General features: G+C 73.2%; 1 protein-coding gene. It reads right to left on the reverse strand.

From position 1 onward, the window contains the following. A partial coding sequence (locus tag C9414_RS20860) for a ComEC/Rec2 family competence protein (protein WP_181286192.1) occupies nucleotides 1–598 on the reverse strand: 598 nt, incomplete at both ends.

A 598-nucleotide genomic window follows, 5' to 3' on the forward strand; every position in this document is an offset into this window, starting at 1 on the left:
GCCTGCGCCGCGCGGCAGCAACCACCAGAAAACACCCAGCAGCGCCGCCGGTACCGCCCATGCGGGTGCCTCGGCCAGCCACCACATCGCCTGCGGATGGACCGCAAGCGGCTGCAGCGCTCGCCAGCTGAGGTCGAACAGCCACGCCGCAGCCCGCCATGCCCAGCGCCCCGTGCCCTCATGCAACGCCTGCAGGCCGGCACCCAGCAACGACAGCGGTACCACCAGCAGGCTCCACCAGGGAATGATCGGCAGATTGACCAGGGGGCCCAGCCGCGCGGTGCCGCCAAACAGCGCGATGCCCAACGGCAGCAGCCCCAGGCTGGCCACCCCCTGCGCGGCAAGCAGGCCGTGCAGCCGTTCGCGCAACCCCTGCGGTGACGCCTGCGGCAGGCACCACAACAGCCACAGCACCCCGCCGAAGCTGAGCCAGAAGCCGGCCGACAGCACCGACAGGGGCGACGGCAGCAGCAGCGCCAACGCCGCCAGCGACACCCCGTGCGCCACACCGAGCGGGCGCCGGCTGCCGCGCGCCAACGCGAGCAGGCCGATCATCACCGCCGTACGCACCGTAGGCAGCGCGCCGCCAGCCAGCACC

Origin of the sequence: Bacillus sp. Nf3 (assembly GCF_003028545.1) — a bacterium.
GTDB lineage: Bacteria > Bacillota > Bacilli > Bacillales > Bacillaceae > Bacillus > Bacillus safensis.